The sequence below is a fragment of the Pseudomonas sp. 30_B genome, from assembly GCF_017491605.1.
In the GTDB taxonomy this organism is placed as follows: domain Bacteria; phylum Pseudomonadota; class Gammaproteobacteria; order Pseudomonadales; family Pseudomonadaceae; genus Pseudomonas.
In genome coordinates, this window is the sequence record NZ_JAFGYY010000172.1 from 1 (window position 1) to 521 (window position 521).

Below are 521 nucleotides of genomic sequence, written 5' to 3' on the forward strand. Positions count from 1 at the left end.
GTCGTAGACGCTCATCCGCGCGAACACGCTCGTCTGCTGAAAGCTACGCGCGAGGCCAAGGCGCGCGACCGCATGCGGCCGCCGCCGCCCGAGCTCGATGCCGTTCAGCGCGATGCGGCCGCGCGTCGGCGCGAGCGCGCCCGCGATCAAATTGAAGAGCGTCGATTTGCCTGCGCCGTTCGGGCCGATCAGCGCATGGCGCTCGCCGGGGCGGATCGTCAGATCGATGCCGACGAGCACCGGCGTCGCGCCGAACGATTTGCTCACGTCCGCCATGCGCAGCGCGGGCGGCGCGCTCGCCGCGTGCACGCCACCGCCGACGGGCTCGGCGGCGACCTCGAACACCGGCGACGGGGCATTGTCGGACACGCGGGCGGCATGACGCGCGCTTGTCGCGCTTGTCGCACTTGTCGCACTTGTCGCGCTTGTCATGCTTGTCATGCTTGTCATGCTTGTCGTGCTTGTCGTGCTTGTCGTGCTTGTCATGCTTGTCGTGCTTGCAATGCTCACCGCGTTGGTCT

The 521-nt window shown here is 68.1% G+C and carries 1 protein-coding gene; it reads right to left on the reverse strand.

From position 1 onward, the window contains the following. The coding region (locus J5M67_RS29865; RefSeq protein WP_368735962.1) for an ATP-binding cassette domain-containing protein at nucleotides 1-369 on the reverse strand (369 nt) is incomplete at its 3' end. Nucleotides 370-521 lie beyond the last annotated feature (152 nt).